Source organism: Natronohydrobacter thiooxidans (assembly GCF_001884735.1).
Classification (GTDB): domain Bacteria; phylum Pseudomonadota; class Alphaproteobacteria; order Rhodobacterales; family Rhodobacteraceae; genus Roseinatronobacter; species Roseinatronobacter thiooxidans_A.
In genome coordinates this window covers 125020-141622 of record NZ_MJAP01000003.1, presented here as the reverse complement: position 1 = coordinate 141622, position 16603 = coordinate 125020, and the positions used below count along the sequence as shown (strand labels likewise).

At 57.3% G+C, this 16603-nt stretch carries 17 protein-coding genes and 1 tRNA gene; 10 read left to right on the top strand and 8 right to left on the bottom strand.

Annotated elements, in window-relative coordinates:
- Nucleotides 1-138: 138 nt before the first annotated feature.
- From BG457_RS03290 to BG457_RS03270, 5 genes are all read left to right on the top strand, one after another.
- Entirely contained in the window at nt 139-573 is a 435-nt protein-coding gene (locus BG457_RS03290; protein ID WP_139257531.1) for a helix-turn-helix domain-containing protein, read from the top strand.
- Entirely contained in the window at nt 573-1130 is a 558-nt protein-coding gene (locus BG457_RS03285) for a hypothetical protein (protein WP_071795587.1), read from the top strand. Before BG457_RS03290 ends, BG457_RS03285 begins: the two co-directional genes overlap by 1 nt.
- A 42-nt stretch (nt 1131-1172) precedes the next feature.
- A complete protein-coding gene (locus BG457_RS03280) occupies nt 1173-1448 on the top strand; it encodes a type II toxin-antitoxin system RelE/ParE family toxin (protein ID WP_071795586.1) in 276 nt (91 codons plus the stop codon).
- 9 nt (nt 1449-1457) lie between these two features.
- Nucleotides 1458-1757 (top strand): HigA family addiction module antitoxin, encoded by a 300-nt coding sequence (locus BG457_RS03275; protein WP_071795585.1) that lies wholly within the window; start codon nt 1458-1460, stop codon nt 1755-1757.
- Nucleotides 1758-1970: 213 nt separating this feature from the next.
- Nucleotides 1971-3632, top strand: coding sequence for an Eco57I restriction-modification methylase domain-containing protein (locus tag BG457_RS03270; protein ID WP_175546719.1), 1662 nt, complete (start codon nt 1971-1973; stop codon nt 3630-3632).
- Nucleotides 3633-3655: 23 nt separating this feature from the next.
- Here the strand turns inward: BG457_RS03270 and BG457_RS19820 are convergent, their stop codons facing one another.
- The 4 genes from BG457_RS19820 to BG457_RS03255 are packed head-to-tail and all read right to left on the bottom strand — an operon-like array spanning nt 3656 to nt 7768.
- Nucleotides 3656-4345: a hypothetical protein gene (locus tag BG457_RS19820; RefSeq protein ID WP_139257530.1), complete on the bottom strand. Its 690-nt coding sequence runs from the start codon at nt 4343-4345 to the stop codon at nt 3656-3658.
- A 4-nt stretch (nt 4346-4349) separates the two neighbouring features.
- Nucleotides 4350-5453, bottom strand: a complete 1104-nt coding sequence (locus BG457_RS19815) for a winged helix DNA-binding domain-containing protein (protein WP_139257529.1) — start codon at nt 5451-5453, stop codon at nt 4350-4352.
- Nucleotides 5450-6673, bottom strand: a complete 1224-nt coding sequence (locus BG457_RS03260; protein ID WP_071795582.1) for a sensor histidine kinase — start codon at nt 6671-6673, stop codon at nt 5450-5452. Before BG457_RS03260 ends, BG457_RS19815 begins: the two co-directional genes overlap by 4 nt.
- 39 nt (nt 6674-6712) lie before the next feature.
- Nucleotides 6713-7768, bottom strand: a complete 1056-nt coding sequence (locus BG457_RS03255; protein ID WP_071795581.1) for an ATP-binding protein — start codon at nt 7766-7768, stop codon at nt 6713-6715.
- A gap of 269 nt (nt 7769-8037) precedes the next feature.
- Between BG457_RS03255 and BG457_RS03250 the strand changes: the two genes are divergently transcribed.
- Nucleotides 8038-8286 carry a helix-turn-helix domain-containing protein gene (locus BG457_RS03250; RefSeq protein WP_071795580.1) on the top strand — a complete coding sequence of 83 codons (249 nt, stop codon included), beginning with the start codon at nt 8038-8040 and terminating at the stop codon, nt 8284-8286.
- 1 nt (nt 8287) lies between these two features.
- Nucleotides 8288-9613 (top strand): HipA domain-containing protein, encoded by a 1326-nt coding sequence (locus BG457_RS03245; RefSeq protein ID WP_071795579.1) that lies wholly within the window; start codon nt 8288-8290, stop codon nt 9611-9613.
- Here BG457_RS03245 and BG457_RS03240 read toward each other — a convergent pair.
- From BG457_RS03240 to BG457_RS03230, 3 genes are all read right to left on the bottom strand, one after another.
- Complete coding sequence (locus tag BG457_RS03240; protein WP_071795578.1) at nt 9610-10185, bottom strand: helix-turn-helix domain-containing protein; 576 nt, start codon at nt 10183-10185, stop codon at nt 9610-9612. The two genes, BG457_RS03245 and BG457_RS03240, sit on opposite strands and share 4 nt — an antisense overlap.
- A gap of 348 nt (nt 10186-10533) precedes the next feature.
- Nucleotides 10534-11397 carry a hypothetical protein gene (locus BG457_RS03235; RefSeq protein ID WP_071795577.1) on the bottom strand — a complete coding sequence of 288 codons (864 nt, stop codon included), beginning with the start codon at nt 11395-11397 and terminating at the stop codon, nt 10534-10536.
- Between the two features lie 155 nt (nt 11398-11552).
- Nucleotides 11553-11629 (bottom strand) — tRNA-Arg (locus BG457_RS03230).
- A 132-nt stretch (nt 11630-11761) separates the two neighbouring features.
- On the opposite strand from BG457_RS03230, the gene BG457_RS03225 reads away from it, so the two are divergent.
- On the top strand, nt 11762-12793 hold the full coding sequence (locus BG457_RS03225; protein ID WP_245770917.1) for a LacI family DNA-binding transcriptional regulator: 1032 nt from the start codon (nt 11762-11764) through the stop codon (nt 12791-12793).
- Here BG457_RS03225 and BG457_RS03220 read toward each other — a convergent pair.
- Entirely contained in the window at nt 12790-14166 is a 1377-nt protein-coding gene (locus BG457_RS03220; RefSeq protein WP_071795575.1) for a GntP family permease, read from the bottom strand. The two genes, BG457_RS03225 and BG457_RS03220, sit on opposite strands and share 4 nt — an antisense overlap.
- A gap of 122 nt (nt 14167-14288) precedes the next feature.
- Between BG457_RS03220 and murD the strand changes: the two genes are divergently transcribed.
- Complete coding sequence (gene murD, locus BG457_RS03215) at nt 14289-15692, top strand: UDP-N-acetylmuramoyl-L-alanine--D-glutamate ligase (RefSeq protein ID WP_071795574.1); 1404 nt, start codon at nt 14289-14291, stop codon at nt 15690-15692.
- A complete protein-coding gene (gene rarD / locus BG457_RS03210) occupies nt 15682-16602 on the top strand; it encodes an EamA family transporter RarD (protein WP_071795573.1) in 921 nt (306 codons plus the stop codon). Before murD ends, rarD begins: the two co-directional genes overlap by 11 nt.
- Nucleotide 16603 lies beyond the last annotated feature (1 nt).

The window sequence follows — 16603 nt, the reverse complement described above, 5'->3', positions numbered from 1 at the left end:
ATAGATTTCGTTTTGCGTTCAGAAAGAAACAAAACTACGCTGATCTTGGATGAATCACGCGTGTCGCCATCGTTCGTGTCACTATCAGATAGATATGATTACAAATGAGGTCAACACAAATACAAACGAAAGTTGATCATGGCTGTAGTTGGCCTTGGAAACCGCCTTGCCGCCGTCCGAAACAAGTTCCGGCTCTCTCAAGAGGAGATGTCGCAGCGCCTTGGCATCAGTCGGAGCGCCTATCAGAACTACGAACGTGGCCAGCGGGACCTGACGGCCCAGCTGCTGTTGGTGATCTATGAAGAGTTCGACGTGGACCCGCTCTGGATGCTGGAGGGCGACACAGAGACCGGCAAGAGCCGCCACCATGAAGAGGCTGCCATTGCCTACCGCAGGATCGGCATCGCGGTCGAGCGTCGGATCATCGAACGCGGACTGACCGTAACCCCCGAGAAGAAGTGGGACGCGATCGAATTTCTGTTCGATGAGGCCCTGAACGCCGACACCCTGGGCCCCGAGACCGAGGGCCCGGACACAACAAGAATCGACAGCATTTTGAGGCTGGTGAGCTGATGTTAGACGATGAATTTCCGGAAGAAGTGAGAAGGCTGAAGCCGCGCAAGGTGCGGTTCAGTCGAGATGTCGAGCGGTTTCTGGGAAGCGCGCCCTCTTACCAGATGGATGACAAGTGCCCCCCAGAGCCTGCCTTACGGCCAGAACCCGGGAGCCAGAATTCGATCTGCTGCGCGGCTTGCGGACAGACGGAGTACCTGTCTCGCGCCTACTGCCGGTGCGGACACTATCTGCACGGTCAGATCGAAGATGAGTACTTGGCTTGGGAGCGTGACCTGCGCGGGAAACACGAGATCATTGCCCGCGACGCGGACCGGAAGCTCAAGCCCCTTCGATGGTTGCCGCTCGTCGCTATGCCCTTCATTTTGGGGCCATTGCTTGTTGCGATCTTTTCAACAACACTGTCTCTCACCACGTTCCTTTGGTGGATTCCGGGCTTTGCCATCGTCGGGGGCGCAGCTTTGGCAGATAAGTTCCTCGCGCGGCACAAGGCCGAAAGTGCCGCCTTCCTTGAAAACGCTGACTTTGAGACCTTTCTTCTGGCCCGCAAGGTGTAAGCTAATGCTTGACATGTGTAAGCGAACAGGCTACATGTATCGATGATAAAGACGTTCGCGAACAAGCAGCTGAAGGCCCTTTGGGAAACGGGAAAGTCCAAGATCGACGCACGGTTTCACAAGCGCATCCTGCGGCGGCTCGACGCCCTTGATGCCGCTACCGCGCCCGAGGACATGAACCTTCCCGGTTTCGACTTTCATGCGCTGCGAGGTCACAACCCCACGCGCTATACGGTCCATGTGAACGGACCATGGTGCATTACGTTCGAGTTCAGAGATGGCGATGCCTATGTGCTGGATTTCGAGCAATACCATTAGGAGGCGAGCATGAGCCGCAACCCCGACCGCTGTCCGACGCATCCGGGCGAATTGCTCCGAGAGGATGTGATCCCCGAGACGGGCAAATCTAAGGCAGAGATCGCGAGGATGTTGGGCATCTCGCGCCAGCATTTGCATGACGTCCTGGCAGAGCGCAAACCGGTCAGCCCCGAGGTCGCAGTGCGCCTAGCAAAGCTTTTCGGGAATGAACCGTTGCTTTGGATCAGGATGCAAGGTGCCTACGACGCTTGGCATGCCTCTCGGGAGGTAGATGTGTCCGACGTGCCGACGCTTTTTGCCGCAGAATAGCTGGGGTAAAGAAGTTGACTTTGCAGTTCACATTGTGCGCGACAGGCGGAGTGCGGTCTGCGGTTCTTGCTAAAACAAAAGTCAGCTGTTTGCTTCGGGAGCGCGACCGCGTACTTAGCAACACTCTGTTCTTAATCATGTTTTGCTCGTTCCACACAGTCCAAAATTTGGTTAGTTTAATACTATCAAATGCACTAAAAGATGGATAGAGGCTTGCAGTCCAAGGAAAGCTCTAGAAAAAAAGCACTTGGGGCATTCTACACCCACGATGGCCTAACCGATGTCATCTGTGAGTGGGCTATTGCGTCTGCTGACTGCATCGTCTTCGAACCCAGTTTTGGTGGCTGCGGATTCTTGCGTTCAGCGCGGGATCGCTTGGTATCGCTTGACGCGGCTACTCCCAATGGCCAAATCTTTGGCTGCGACATCGATCCAGAAGCTTTTGGTCACTTGGCAAATTTGTTCGAGGGCCCAGTGGATTTAACAAGATTCCACAAAGGAGACTTTTTGCAGCAAGATTTCCATGACTCATGGATAGGGAAATTTGACGCGGTCATAGGTAATCCTCCGTACCTTCCATATCGCAAGATTGACCCAACTAGGCGCGAAGCGGCGTTGCAGGCTTTGAAAGAATCCGGCCTGCAGCTCGATCGCCGAGCTAGCCTGTGGGCGTACTTCGTAGCGCTGTCCATTCACTTTGTACGAAATGGCGGGCGCATGGCATGGGTGCTTCCGAGCAGTTTTCTCTACGCCAACTACTCGCATAACCTGCGCCGCTACATTACATCTATGTTCTCTAATGTGCGTGCTTTCGAGCTTCAGGAACGCCAGTTTTTGCTCGAAGGCACTGAGGAAAAAACAGTTGTATTGCTAGCAGAGGGCAAGCTCGCTGATCGCTCAAACGGGTCGAATGAGGATATTCTGCTTTCTAGGTGTTCAGGTGTATCCGAGTTGTCTAGTGAGGTCCGCAAGTGGGTGGCTGGCAAGCTGACAAGCCCAGCAGTCTGCGGAACGTCTGTTTTTGATAATCTATCCAAAGCTCCTCGCGACCTTTATTTGCGTCTCGTATCTAACCAAAGTTATCATCAGATAGGCGACCATTTGAGGATTCAGATAGGTTTAGTGACGGGAGACAATAAATTCTTTCTGTGCAACGAAGAAGAAAGGATGGAATCCGACATCTCTATTGAGAATTTGGTACCAGTGCTGCCTAGGTTCATCTACGCAACTGGTCTAGAGTTCCAAGCTGACGATTTCGACAGTATGATCCAGGCGGGCGGCAAGGGATACTTGGTCAGCAGCAGTGATCCGAGGTTTGCGCCAAACGATATAAAGACCTACTTAGATTCATATCCTGACGAAAAGAAAAGAACCTGCTCAACCTTCAAGAAAAGAGCCGTGTGGAGCCAAACTGACGATGGTTCGGCGCCAGATGCTTTTTTCCCAGTAATGCAACACAATGGCCCGCGCCTTGTGCTAAATAGAGCCGGAGTGAACTGCACGAATTCTGTTCATCGCGGAAATTTCAAGAACTGCAAATCCGAAGTGGAGAAAAAGTTAATTTCCTTAACAACACTTTCGACCTTCTCGCAGTTATCTGCGGAGATTGTAGGCCGATCATATGGATCGGGCGCTTTGAAGCACGAACCGAGGGAGGCAGAGAGTGTGGGAATTCTTGTACCTAATATACATCAAAGGAAGGTGCTGTCTGCCTACCAAAAGGCAGATAAATTCTTGCGATGTGGAAACTTTAATGAAGCGAGTCAGATCGCAGATCATTTGATATTGGGCGCTTTGGGTTTCGATGATGTACCGACCCACGCAAGCATACTGCGTTCTGGCTTGATGCAAATTCGCAAGCACAGACAAAGATGACGGCAGGCTAATGAATTAACTATCTAGTTCCAGTTCGAAGCCCAGACATCTCGCAGAATAGTGGACCCCGACGGTGCATCCAGGCAACGTTGAAGTCTTTGCAGATAACTCTCGTAACACAGTTTTTGGAACAGATTAATGCTCGTACACCAACTGCGATCCTCCCTCAAATCCTGCCATGCCTCCTCGAAGAAGTTTGCAACTATCATCTCGCTTGCTAGTGCGAGTTCCATAGGCGGGTGGCACCATCTTGGTTCTTTCACCGGATGGTCTTGGCTGCGATTAAAGCCGTTACTTCTTCCGCCGAACTGAAGGTGAAACAACGGTCCTGCTTGGACAGCGCCGCCAGACGCGTTGGCTAGGTCAATGTGCCAGCGAGATAGCAAATTTTCAGTTTCGTCTTCCAGAACAATCGCCAGATCAAAGCAATCAAAAGGCGGTCGATCGACCAGAGCTTGGTTTACGTTAATACATGCATAATCAATTTTTGGCCGAACTTTTTTGCCATCTGAAGCCATGCCGACTTTGAAGCGTACAGGCATCCCGCGATCCACTTCTAGTCGCCAACCAGGGCTCCGTTTTCTCCCTTTCAAATCACGCGCAACCCTAAGAAGGGTATCCAAGCCTTCAGGCTCAAGAACTTTCGCTCCGTTCAGTTTACTTGCAATTGAGTGAAGCGCTTCACCAGCGTCGCGAGCTCGAATGTCTGTCACTACTTCACTCCGGAATCTGAAGCTTCTTCACGTCTTCAATGAGGCTTCTATCTGCTTCATCGATAGTGAAAGGAGGTACCGCAGCAAGATAGCTATCGTCGTGAATGCAGCGCCAACAAATTCTTCGACGAGTTGAATAACTTGGCAAATCCATTTCAAACACCCCAACAGAATGCCGCATTTCGGTGCCTCTACGACAGCAGGAACAAGCGAATGCGATCAGTTCGTCTGTCTTGCCTGTCCACGGAGATTTCGCAGGAGCCAATTCATTTCCGAAGGCCTTTGAAACATTCGCCGCTCGCTCCTCCGAGGGGATTCCCGTCGCTCGTCCACCGAAGACCCCTAGTGTGAAATCGTCCAATAGATGCGCCCAAAATCGGGGCCATCCATCAGAGAAGATACCCTCATAACTTAGGCCGCGCTCGCGAAGCGCGTCTGAGACTGTCGCGCCCTCATCTTTGCTCACACCAAGGCGCGCACAAGCATCATGTATATTGATCAAAGGGCCAGAGCGCCAAAGTAGCTGACGTAAGAAAATGGCGGCGACGAGATGAGGTGTCGTCGCTCTTTGCATTGCATGCCTTAGGTCTTGGTAATCGAGTACATAGTCGTCATCAGCTGCGAGACCTGCAAGCTCCAACACATTGAAGTCGCCAACTTTAGACCGAAGGACCTGATAGCCAGCACATAAGCTTATCAGTTCACGCCGAACGAGAGCACGCTCATTCGTCACATTTTCTTTCGAACAAACCTTGTCAAACAAATCATGAGATGTACGATCCGGAACAAACTGCTCACGAATTTTTTCCTCACTCGAAACCAGAACTATTGGGAAGTCATGCTCCGGTTCGCTGACAGCAAGGTCACGAATCTGTTGTGCCATAGCGCTACCCTTGTACGCCTCGCTGGCCTCCATTTCGCCCAAATCTATGTCGAGCCGGAAATCAAGGACCAGCATATCCGGGCGCCCTGCAAAGATATCCTTACTATGCTTAGACACTGGACGAGGGCGTTCGTGCTCAAGTTCTAGCACGCCCTTAGTAGACATCTGCCTAGCAAAAACCGCCTCTGTATCGTTGTCCTCAACAAAAATCCCTCTAAAGGTCATTTCTCGTCCTCGTTCGATAAGATTCGGAACTCAATTCGACAAGCAAATCCATCACTGGGTTCGCCGACAGACACGTCACCGCCATAACTCTTTGCGATGTCGGATACAATTTTCAGTCCCAAGCCTGTACCAGGGCCTGCCACCCCGTCATCCTCAGCCGTGAGAGTTGTAGTAAAAAAGGCATCAAAAATGCGATCATGTTGATTCTCGGGGATACCAACACCGTTATCTTCGAAGCCAATGACCACATGCTTCCCATGAAGCTTCGCGTCCATACGTATTCGTCGTTTCGGCACCTTTGCTTTCTTCATAGATTTTATTGAATTTGTTAGAAAGTTTAGCAGAACAGAGTCGAGCTCGCTTGCATGCATTTCGATTGTACGAAGGTTTGATGGAACAACGTTGATCGGGTCGAATTCGACACGTTGCTTGGACATATAACTCTCAAACTGCTCACTAAAACGCCTCAGTGCACCGGAGACTGAAAGCTCACGAAGATCGCGGCTCTCAGTCTTTGACATGAGTCCGGCGATATAGCCACCAATGTCGAACAGCCGTCTTGTTGAATCTTCGAGCTTTTCATGTTGACGACGAAGGTCTTCTCTCTGGTCGCCTTCAGGTAAAGCACCGATATCGTCTTCCAGAAGCTGCAGCCTTGCGCGGATCGCCTCTTGAGCACCTTTAACTTCGTGACCGAAAACACTGATCGACAGGCCTAATGATGCCAGCAGGCGAAGCATTGCTTCGTAGTGAAGAGAGGCTTGTCTTTGCCGCTCAAACTCTTCCTCTGTAGCCTTTGCATCCTTCTCTGCAGCCTTTAGAGCGCCAAGGATTTTTTCTTTAGGCGGTAGACTGGGCCTTGTTGAAGCGGTTTCATCACTCCCCTTTTCGGACTCCTCACCATTGCCCGGACCCTCATCTTCCAAGAGCTCAATGGCAGTTCTAATCGACTGCGAAGGTGGCCGGACCTGCGACACAAACCCTGGCTGAGATGCCGTTTGCTTCCGGTTTCGCGCTGCGGCAATTCTGGCTATCGCCCAAACTATGGACTTTTTGGAAAAGTCTTGGAGTTCGTCAAAAGCCTCATTCTCTACTAGGCCCTCTCGACTAGCGGTTTCTTCGAGCAAAGGGTTTTCGTCGCTGGCAATGCTGACCTGACCGAAAAAGTTCCGATTATTGCCCGGCGCTATGAATTCTCTCCGGGAGGCTGAAGAATCCATCCCCAGCCAATCATTGTTTGGTTCGCCATAAGGAAGAACTCAAAAGCCATTGCGGTACAAACGGATACCGCCGTACTTGCGGCCCATTTCCGTAGCATCAAACTGCTTCATACCAGACAGCGTTTCTGGCAAATAAATGAAATACTTAGATGTAAGTGAGACTGGTCCAACCAGAACATATCTATCGTCAAAGTCTTCAAAGTCATCCAAATCCAACTTTTTTGAGGTTACTCGTACGCGTGCATATCCATTTGCATCAATACTTGCCTCAATCGAAGCAATCGCTTGGCTCAGGAAGTCTTTTTCAATCGAAAATGAGTCAGCGCTCATGTCATTGGTTTCGCCGTTAACCCTTACAGTGAACCCAGGGTCAGCTTTCTTACCAACTTCTTTTCCAGATACATTTGCAACTTTAAAGGGCGGCTGTAGCAAAAGTACGGCCCGCCAAACTCTCGAAATTGAAGCTGTAGTCCACGCGTCGCGCATATATGTCATCTTGAGTTCAGTGCCCGATTCTTCTGGGGCCTTTTCGAACTTGTGGACGCGGTTGAAAACGTCGTTGAGGTCTTTTCCTGATGTAAACTCTGCATCCCAGTCGAAGAATACCGAATACCCATGGGTTTCGCCGATTGGACTTGTGCGGAGTTCCAGTTTTTTCGCGAGCCTTTGAACAGCGAAGCGACCAATTCCCTTCCGGCCAGCACGTCTGCGATAATATCGTGGCGAGAGTGGTTGTTCTGCCTTCGTGTCAGTTGATATCCTCATCCAACTGTTTCGTATGACATCCATAGTCATCCCGGAGCCATTGTCAGAAATTATAAGTGTGCCGCCTATCGCCCTGCTGTTTTCGAAGTTCAGATCGACTTCCGTAGCGTCTGCGTCAAATGCATTCTTTATAAGCTCGGATAGTGCAGTGTCTTTCTTGCCAACGAGTTCAACACCTAGTCTTTGGATGTGACCTGCGTCCACTGAGAAACGAACATTTGTTGGGTCTTGTGAAACTTCGTCACGGCTCAGGCTCTCGATTAGCCTCCAATCGGGGCTTTCTTTCTGAAGCTCTTTTTCGATTAAGACTTTTTTGGGTAGTTCGTTCATTTTTTTTTCGACCGAGTAAGAGCCGCAGAGCAAGTTTGAGATTTATGCCGACTTTTAGCTTTGGCAGTTCGATGGCTTTGGTAGGACCAGTTTATCGGGCCGATGAGAGCTTTGCTACCCTGGAAGTCTTCCGTTGCTTACAACTTACTTTGGCACCGCCTTTCGTGCCAGCCTCAATAAACGGCGTGCTATAGCCATACAGCTATAATTGCGTTATATAGCTGTTGGAGGATATTGACTGAGTATAGTCGGTGGGCTATCGGTCGGGCATGATCGACGCGCCTTCATACCCCGTCCGAAGTCTGCGACAAGCTGGAGCAGCGTTGCGTTCACGTCGGGCTGCGCGCCGCATTAGCCAGACGCAACTGGGCGAGATGACGGGCACGGCACAATCCACGATTTCAGACATCGAGAACGGCGTCGTATCTGTAAGCTTGGATGTCTATTTGCGCCTCCTCGAAGGCCTTGGCGCAGAGCTTTCTGTGACGAACCGTCTTGTCGACCGAGAACCGTCCTGAGATGGCGCGCATCGCCCGTGCTGGTCGCCGTGCAGACCATAGCAAGACAGCCGTTTGGTACGAGAGATCGAGGGTCGGCACGCTGACGCGTGGGACAGCTGCTGTCATCGGTTTCACTTATGATCTCGCTTGGTTGTCGTCCAACACCGCCTTTCCCGTGGCCAGTGCCCTGCCGCTGTCCAAGGCCAAATGGCAAGGCGACCTAGTTGCCGCGGCCTTCGATAACCTCCTCCCCGATGCGGAGGGAGAACTGCGCGAGAAGATCGCCGCGCGCTTGGATGCGCAGGGCAAGGATGTGTTTTCATTACTATCGGTGCTGGGGCGCGACTGTGTCGGTGCGCTGCAATTTCTACCGGTGGACGAGGCTCCGTCCGAGAAGAGCATGCAGTATCGCATCATCTCGAAAGAGGAGATGGTCGCCGATCTGCAGAACCTCGCCAGCGCGCCGCTCGCTCTGGGCGAGGATGAGGATTTCCGGATTGCCATTGCGGGGGCGCAGGATAAGACGGCCTATCTGCGCGTGGAAGGCCTCTGGGCCAAGCCGTGCGGCATCACACCTACCAGTCATATCTTCAAGACGCCCATGGGCATCCTGCCCGGCCCCGATCAGATCGAACTGAGCGACAGCGTCGAGAATGAATTGTTGTGCATGACACTGGCCCGCGAAATTGGGCTTCCTGCCGCGCATGTCGAAAAGATCACCCTTCCCGGGCAGGTGGTTCTATCGGTCGAGCGGTTTGACCGCGTCTGGCTGGGCGAGACGCTGAAACGCCTGCCGCAGGAGGATATCTGCCAGTCGCTGGGCTACCCCTCTGCGATGAAGTACCAGAGGCTCGGCGGCCCCGGCATCGGGCAGATCATGGAACTTCTGCGGGAATCCGACACGCCGATCGAGGATCGGGAGGCCTTCTTCCGGGCGCAGATATTCTTCTTTCTGATCGGCGCGTCAGACGGGCATGCCAAGAACTTCAGCTTGCGTCTAGGGCGTCGAGGACGGTTCAGGCTTGCGCCCCTCTATGACATCCTGAGCATCGCCCCAGTCGTGCGCGCTGGACGCCTACAGCGCAAGCGCTACCGGCTAGCCATGTCCATTGATGGCCATTACGGCATAGACGAGATCGTGCCTCGCCACTTTGAGGCTGAGGGTCGCGCTGCAGGTCTGCCCAAGGGGCGCGCATTAGAGCTGCTGCAGGACATGACGGATCGGCTAGGTCCTGCACTGGATCGGGCGCTGCTGGCGGTCGGTGTTCAGGTGCCGGAGGCGGTCAGCGGACCGATAGCTGCTGATGCGATGCAGCGGGCGGCGCAGATGAAAGAGCTGCTTTAGGGATCAGGCACCATTGTTGCCAACCCTGACAACGCCTTGTCGACTTCTCGCGTCATCTTGGTCTGCCTTGCCTCCCAGAGGGCTCGGAACTCTTCGACGAAAGCGACAAAGAATACCGCGAAGGCGCGGATCGTAGCCGCGTCCTCGGCCGTGTAAGGGATCGGGCGGCCGCGCAGTTTGGCCTCGTTCAATTTGCGGGCGATCTGGTTGATGGCGGCGCCCCGGGTTGAGATTTCCGCGCCCCAGTCCCGCATCTGGTCGATCACGCGCTGATCCGCCGGGCGCAGTAGTATGTCCGCCGCACCTATCAGACGGAGCAGGGCGGCGGGGTGGTCGGTGATGCCGCGTCTGGCCAGCCCGTCTCTGAAGCCCGCCAATTCGCGCGCGCTGACGCGTGTGCTGATCGTTCGGGTGCGGACCGAGCGCGCGCCTTTGGCCATGCCAAGCGTGTTGTAGATCGTCCGGCGCGAAACGCCGAAGCGGTTGGCCAGCGCAGCGGCAGAACTGCCTTTGGCGCGGGCTGCGACGATCTGGCGGCGTTCGTCGTCGGTCAGTTTGCGGTGGTGGCGCATGTGAAGTTTACGTTCCTATTTCTTGCCAACTTCCTCCAAGCTCCCCGCCTCCCAGCGTCAGCGGAGGCGGATCAGGGGCTTGGAGTCATTTCAGGTCGGCAGAGCGGTTGCCAATGAGCAGGTCGTCTCCTGTTGGGGATGACGGAAGCAGACGCCAATCGACGCGATGCAGAAGTCGCGAAGCGGGGTGCGTTTGACGCGATGCAAGTGACGCGATGCGGGGCGCATTGGGCGCGATGCAATCGACGGGATGCGTGGTGCGGGAGACGCTATGTACGGGACGCGATGCGCGATGCACTTGGCATTGCGCAGACGACATCCTACGGAAAATGCGATTGATCTGCGCACTCATGCGGCCAAACCCGCCGCATGTAGCTGCACCTTGGTCACCAAATTGGCCGCGACGAGCGCCGTCACTTGATGGGGCGTGATGTGCTTGCACATAGGGCTGCGGTCGCGAATCCAGCCGACCAACCGGGCGTGGTGATCTGCTTGTACGGCCTTCGCCGCTTCGCGTTCGGCCTCGAACTTTTCGAGGAAAGGCTGCCAGCGCCGCGTCTGGAACCAGTTGTCAGCGAAACAGACCTTGGACCTTGTGAAGCCAGCGCTCTCGGTCGCATAGGCCTGCACTGCGCGGAGCAGATCGTCTGGATCAACGCCCTCCTTCACGGCCTCCGCGATACGGGCTAGGCACGCAGCTTTGCCGCGTTGGCGGTCCTTCGAGTAGGCCGCCCAGATCTTCTCGAACCTTTCATCCTCGACCGCCGCCGCCTCCGCGCGCCTGCGCGTAGGTGGTTTATGGATGGTTTTAGGGTGGTTTGGGGTCCACCCTGGACCCCGTACCCCGTCCATGGTGGACCCCGTACCGGGTTCAGGCTGGACGGGGTCCAGGGTGGACCCCGTCCCGTCGTCGGGTTCGGCCATCGATTCCAACGCCATCACGCGCGCCAGCACGATGCGGTAGATCACGGTGAAACCGTTCTTGCAGGGGCGGCGCCCGGTCTCGATCAGGATGCCCTCGCGCAGGAAATCGCTGATCGTCCGCTTCACGGTGCTTTCGCCCAGCTCGGTGTGCCGCTGGATCGTGCCCTTGGAGCACCAGATGCCCGAGCCGTCATCGCTCGCCTTGTCGGCCAGGAACATGATGATCTGCTTGCGCGCGGCGCTGCCGAAGCGGCGTTCGGCGCATTCGTTCGCGACACGCCAGCTCATTGCCGCGCCCCGCGAAGGCCTAAACCGGCTTCGACTTGTACAGGTTTTGTACAGAAATCCTGTCTACCGCCCCAGATTTCCCCGGGAATCAAACGGGCGTTTTTGCAGCGCCCTTCGCAAGCATCTGACAAAACGCCATATTTTACTGAGTTTTTTGGTGACCCCGGCAGGATTCGAACCTGCAACCTGCCCCTTAGGAGGGGGCTGCTCTATCCAGTTGAGCCACGGGGCCGTGCCGATCACGCCTTTAGCGAGTTTTCGTAGTGCTGTCATCCCCTTGGCCCGCTTCACTGTCATCAGGGGCTTGGCCCCGGAGAAATGTGGCGCTAACGTGAAATCTGGTCTTGCCTGACAGGATATTGCCTTGCCCCCCTATCTGCCCCCCGAAGCCCAGCGTCCGCTTACATTGCGCGATGTCTCCGAAGCCAGCGGCGTCAGCGAGATGACGGTGAGCCGCGTGTTGCGCAACCGCGCCGATGTCTCTCCCGCCACGCGCGAAAAGGTGCTCGCGGCCGCCAAAGCGCTGGGATATGTGCCCAACAAGATCGCGGGCGCCTTGGCCAGCCAGCGGGTCAATCTGGTGGGGGTGGTCATTCCCTCGCTCTCGAACATGGTTTTCCCGGAGGTTCTGGGGGGGATTTCGGCCGCGCTGGAAGATTCGGGCCTGCAGCCCGTTTTCGGCGCCACCGACTACAAGGCAGAGCAGGAAGAGAATGTCATCTATGAGATGCTCTCCTGGCGACCGACAGGGATGATCGTGGCCGGGCTGGAGCATACCGAGGCGGCGACCGCGATGCTGGCCAATGCCGGGATCCCGGTGGTGGAGATCATGGATATCGACGGCGATCCGATCGATTCGGTCGTGGGGATATCCCACAAGCGCGCAGGTCGCGAAATGGCCGAGGCGATCCTCGCGGCGGGCTATCGCCGGATCGGGTTTCTGGGCTCGAAAATGCCCGATGACCACCGCGCGCGCAAACGGTTGGAGGGATTTTCAGAGGCGCTTCAGGCCGCAGGCGTGGAACTGGCCGCGACCGAGCATTACGCGGGCGGATCGTCGCTGGCCAAGGGGCGCGAGATGACGGCAGCGATCCTAGCGCGCCAGCCTGATCTGGATTTTCTGTATTACTCCAATGATATGATCGGGGCAGGGGGGCTGCTTTACTGTCTGGATCAGGGGCTGGATGTGCCGGGTCAGATCGGGCTTGCAGGGTTCAACGGTCTGGAATTGCTTGATGGTTTCAAGTTGCGGCTGGCCACGACCGATGCCTGTCGCCGTGAAATCGGCCTGCGTGCCGCCGAGATCGTTGCGGGCAAGGTGGTGGCCGGGGTGGTCGGCGGAAAACGGATCGAATTGTCGCCCATCGTGAACAAGGGCGATACGATCCGGGGTTAGAAACTGCCGAACACGGTGCCGAGCGTCACCAGAACGATCAGCGCCGCAATCGGGATCACCACGGCCACAACGGCAATATCCTTGTATGCCTCGCGATGGGTCAGGCCGCAGATGGTCAGAAGCGTGATCACGGCCCCATTATGCGGCAGTGCGTCCAGCCCGCCTGTTGCGACAGCGGTGACGCGGTGCATCAGCTCCGGCGAAATTCCGGCGGCGAGGCCAAGTTCCAGATAGGTCTCGCCCAGCGTGGCCAGCGCAATCGACATGCCGCCAGAGGCAGAGCCGGTCATCCCCGCCAGAAGGCTGGTGCCGATGGCCAGCGAAATCAGCGGGTTGTCGCCGCCCGCTGTGACCACCCAGTCGCGGATCAGCGCGAATGCCGAGAGCGAGGCGATCACAGCCCCGAAGCCCACGAGCGAGGCCGTGTTGAAGATCGGCAGCAGCGCGGATTTTGCGCCTGCGTCAAGTGTCTCGCTCAGCCCCTTGGCCAGCCGCGCCCGGTTCAACGCGACAAGCGCCAGCGAGGACAGCGTGAGCGCCGCAATCGTGGACCAGAGCCCGCGCAGCGCGCCGATATCAGTTGCGCCATAAAGGCTTTGGGCCAGATAGCCTGTGTCCAGACGCGGGATGACCAGAAAGGTGAAAATCAGGTTCAGCCCGAGGACCAGCACAAGCGGAGCGCTGGCGACCAAGAGGGACGGCAGGGCGCGGTCGTCCTGCGCGACGATATCCGCTTCTGCCCCATACCCCGGCCCCAGCGCCCGCGCGCGCCGTTCCAGCCAGAGCCAGCCGAGCGTGAACATGATCACGCCCGTGATCAGACCCAGCCCCGGTGCGGCAAAAGGCGTGGTGCCGAAATAGGGCATCGGGATCGCGTTCTGGATTGCGGGCGTGCCGGGCAGGGCGGACATGGTGAAGGTGAAGGCCCCGAGCGCAATCGTCGCCGGGATCAGCACTTTGGGCAGATCCGCATCGCGGAAAAGCGCGGCCGCGATGGGCCAGACCGCGAAGGCCACGACAAAGAGCGACACGCCGCCATAGGTCATGGCCGCGCAGGACAGGATCACCGCAAGGATCGCGCGACGGGGGCCAAGGCGGCGGATAATGCCCTGCGCCAATGCCTGCGCGCTGCCGGATGCCTCCATCAGCTTTCCAAAGACGGCGCCAAGCAGGAAAAGCGGGAAGAACTGGATGATGAAACCGCCGGTCCCGGCCATGAAGATCTGGGTGTAGCTGGCCAGAAGCGGCCCGCCTTCGGCCAGAAGCACGGCCAGCACGGCAAGGGCAGGGGTCAGAAGCAGCAGACTGACGCCGCGATAGGCAAGCCAGATCAGCGCGGTCAGGGCCAGCAGGATGACAAGGATACCCAGCATTTCGCCTCATTTTGCTGCAATGCAGCAAGGCTAGCCCGTGGGTGTGGCGGGTGCAAGCTGTCTTGCACATGTTCACCACTTGGCGCAGATATGAGGCATCAACTCGGGCGGGGACCAGAACCATGATTGCAGTACAGGGCCATGAAGGGCAGCAGGTGGCGGTGCTGGGGCTGGGGCGGTCGGGGCTGGCCACATGCGCCGCGCTCACGGCAGGCGGGGCGATCCCGCTCGCCTGGGACGAATCGCCCGAAGCCCGCGCCAAGGCGGAAGCGGACGGGATCGCGCTGACCGATCTGACCCGCGTGGACTGGGCGCAGGTCGCCACGCTGATCACCAGCCCCGGCATCCCGCATCTCTACCCCGCGCCCAATCGCATCATTGCCGCCGCACTGGCGGCGGGTGTGCCGGTGGACAACGATATCGGCTTGTTCTTCCGCTCGCTCTCGACGCTCGCGACGATGGAATTTGACCAGCCGCCCAAGGTCGTGGCGGTGACCGGATCGAATGGCAAATCCACCACCACCGCGCTGATCCACCATATCCTGCAGGAAACAGGCCGCCCTGCGCAGATGGCGGGGAATATCGGCAAGGGCGTGCTCTCCATTGACCCGCCGCGCGATGGCGAGGTGATTGTTCTGGAACTCTCCAGCTACCAGACCGAACTTGCCCGCGCGTTGACACCGGATATCGCGGTGTTCACGAATCTGTCGCCCGACCATCTCGACCGTCATCACGGCATGGGCGGCTATTTCGCCGCCAAGCGCAGGCTCTTTGCCGAGGGCGGGCCGGACCGCGCCGTGATCGGCGTCGATGAGGTCGAGGGGCAGTTTCTGGCGGGACAATTGAGCCAGGCGCCGGAAGATGCCCGCGTTATCCGTATCTCCTCGGGGCAAAAACTGGCAGGGCCGGGCTGGAATGTCTTTGCGCGCAAGGGGTTTTTGTCGGAATACCGGCGTGGCAAGCAGGTCGCATCCATTGACCTGCGGGCCATGCAGGGCCTGCCCGGCGCGCATAACCACCAGAATGCCTGCGCCGCCTATGCTGTTGCCCGCGCGCTGGGGCTGGCCCCGCGCCTCATCGAGGATGCGCTCTCCACCTTCAAGGGCCTGCCGCATCGCAGCCAGCTTGTCGCAGAAGCGAATGGCGTGCGCTATATCAACGATTCCAAGGCCACCAATGCCGACAGCGCCGCGCAGGCCCTGCAAGCCTTCGAGCGTATCCGCTGGATCGCGGGCGGTCTGGGCAAGGATGGCGGCATCGCGTCCCTTGCGCCGCATCTGCCCCGCCTGCGCAAAGCCTATCTGATCGGCCATTCGGCGCGCGAGTTCGCGCTGCAACTGGGCCAGACCCCGCATGAGATCAGCGAGACGATGGAGCGCGCTGTCGCGCAGGCCATGGCAGAGGCCGAACCGGGTGATGTCGTCCTCTTGGCCCCGGCAGCGGCCAGTTTCGACCAGTTTCCCGATTTCGAGAAACGCGGCGAGGCCTTCATGGCCGCCGTGCAGGCGGGCCTGAATGATGCATGAAGATACCCCACGCGGTTTCGCCTTTGCCGGGGCGGCCTTCTGCCTCTGGGGGCTGTTGCCGTTCTATTTCAGGGCTTTGGCGCATGTTCCGACAGTCGAGGTCGTGGCCCATCGTGTGATCTGGGCCGTACCGGTTGCGCTTGTGGTGCTGATCTGGCTGGGGCGCACAACGGATTTGCGCGCCGCCCTGCGCACCCCGAAGATGCTGGGCATGGCCTTTGTGACCGCATCGCTGATCTCGGTAAACTGGATGACCTATGTCTGGCTGATCCAGTCGGGCCAGGCGATGGAGGCCGCCCTTGGCTATTACATCAACCCGATTTTCGCGGTGGCACTTGGGGCCGGGCTTCTGGGCGACAAGCTCAGTTTGCGGCAATGGGGCGCGGTTGCTCTGGCCACAGCGGCGGTGCTGGTCCTGACGCTCGAAGCCGGATCGCTGCCCATGGGGGCGCTGCTTCTGGTCTTCAGCTGGGGGGGCTACGCCTATTTCAAGCGCGCGCTGCCGATCGGTCCCAATCAGGGATTCGCGCTGGAGGCGCTGATCCTGCTGCCCATCGCGCTGGGCTATCTGCTCTGGCTCTACGCGCAGGGCGCATTGTTCTTCGTACAGGCCGGTCCGCGTGACCTTGCGCTTCTGATAGGCGCGGGCGCGATCACGGCGATACCGCTGATGCTCTACGCCAACGGGGCCAAGGGGCTGACGCTGTCGACCATCGCGATTGCGGGCTATACCATTCCGACCTTGATCTTCCTGATCTCGGTTTTCATCTTCCGCGAGCCCTTTGAGGGGGCGCGGCAGGTGGCTTTCCCCATGATCTGGGGCGCGATGGTCCTCTATATCTGGGAGGTGCTGCGCAAGCGTCGCGCGGCCTTGGCACAGAAAACCTTGCCGCAGCAGGGCGCGGGCTAGA